2 rRNA genes are annotated in these 1,940 nt (G+C 47.9%); both read right to left on the bottom strand.

Annotation, left to right across the window (positions count from 1 at the left end):
• Nucleotides 1-1,471 (bottom strand): 23S ribosomal RNA (locus tag L2735_RS19830); the annotation flags it as partial.
• Between the two features lie 374 nt (nucleotides 1,472-1,845).
• Nucleotides 1,846-1,940, bottom strand: a 16S ribosomal RNA gene (locus tag L2735_RS19825); the annotation flags it as partial.

The raw sequence follows: 1,940 nt of genomic DNA, 5'->3' as shown, positions 1-1,940 counted from the left end.
ACAGCCTACAGTCTTAAACGCGGACAACCAACGCCGCGCTAGCCTAGCCTTCTCCGTCTCTCCATCGCAGTTAGCAGAAGTACGGGAATATTGACCCGTTTCCCATCGACTACGCCTTTCGGCCTCGCCTTAGGGGTCGACTCACCCTGCCCCGATTAACGTTGGACAGGAACCCTTGGTCTTTCGGCGTGGGGGTTTTTCACCCCCATTATCGTTACTCATGTCAGCATTCGCACTTCTGATACGTCCAGTGTGGGTTACCCCTTCACCTTCAACCGCTTACAGAACGCTCCTCTACCGCTTGCTCATAAGAGCAAACCCATAGCTTCGGTGTATTGCTTAGCCCCGTTAAATCTTCCGCGCAGGCCGACTCGACTAGTGAGCTATTACGCTTTCTTTAAATGATGGCTGCTTCTAAGCCAACATCCTAGCTGTCTAAGCCTTCCCACATCGTTTCCCACTTAGCAATAACTTTGGGACCTTAGCTGATGGTCTGGGTTGTTTCCCTTTTGACGACGGACGTTAGCACCCGCCGTCTGTCTCCCGAGTAGTACTCACTGGTATTCGGAGTTTGCAAAGGGTTGGTAAGTCGGGATGACCCCCTAGCCTTAACAGTGCTCTACCCCCAGTGGTATTCGCTCGAGGCGCTACCTAAATAGCTTTCGAGGAGAACCAGATATCTCCGAGTTTGATTGGCCTTTCACCCCCAGCCACAAGTCATCCGCTAATTTTTCAACATTAGTCGGTTCGGTCCTCCAGTTGATGTTACTCAACCTTCAACCTGCCCATGGCTAGATCACTCGGTTTCGGGTCTACACCTTGCAACTAAACGCGCAGTTAACACTCGGTTTCCCTACGGCTCCGCTATTCGCTTAACCTCGCTACAAAATGTAAGTCGCTGACCCATTATACAAAAGGTACGCAGTCACGGTCTCAAGAACCGCTCCCACTGCTTGTACGTACACGGTTTCAGGTTCTATTTCACTCCCCTCACAGGGGTTCTTTTCGCCTTTCCCTCACGGTACTGGTTCACTATCGGTCAGTCAGGAGTATTTAGCCTTGGAGGATGGTCCCCCCATATTCAAACAGGATGTCACGTGTCCCGCCTTACTCGATTTCATCTATGGTTAGTTTTCATGTACGGGGCTATCACCCTGTGCCGCTGTGCTTTCCAACACATTCCACTAACACCCCATAGACTTAAGGGCTAATCCCCGTTCGCTCGCCGCTACTAGGGGAATCTCGGTTGATTTCTTTTCCTCTGGGTACTTAGATGTTTCAGTTCCCCAGGTTCGCCTCATAACGCTATGTATTCACGTTATGATGACCACTTATGTGGCCGGGTTTCCCCATTCGGACATCGTTAGCTCAAATGCTTGTTACTAGCTCGCCAACGCTTTTCGCAAGTTACTACGTCCTTCATCGCCTCTGACTGCCAAGGCATCCACCGTATACGCTTAGTCACTTAACCATACAACCCAAATAAGTTTCTATAAGAAACAAACTGTTGTTAAAGCCCATAGCCTTAACAGTCGTATCGTAACTAGCTGGTTTATTACTAATTTGCATCTCTTACGAGTACACAAATTCGCCTTAGTTTTTAGAATATTCAAGACACTTAATAAAGTGTTTTGAGAACTCAATGTATTATCGAAAAGGGATTAACTTCCCAATAATACGATTTGTATTAATTAACATGACAGACTCATGCAATTAAATACTATCAGCTTTCCAAATTGTTAAAGAACAATGCTAACCGGCTGGCGGCGCATTTCGCTCAACTCCATAAAGGAGTAACAAGCAATCTGTGTGAACACTCAACAAACATTAAGTTAGTCGTATAGGTAAGGAGGTGATCCAGCCCCAGGTTCCCCTAGGGCTACCTTGTTACGACTTCACCCCAGTCATGAACCACACCGTGGTAAACGTCCCCCCGAAGG

It is taken from the genome of Shewanella olleyana, from assembly GCF_023283825.1.
GTDB lineage: Bacteria > Pseudomonadota > Gammaproteobacteria > Enterobacterales > Shewanellaceae > Shewanella > Shewanella olleyana.
The sequence above is the reverse complement of the archived record's forward strand: the minus strand, read 5'-3'. Positions and strand labels throughout refer to the sequence as shown.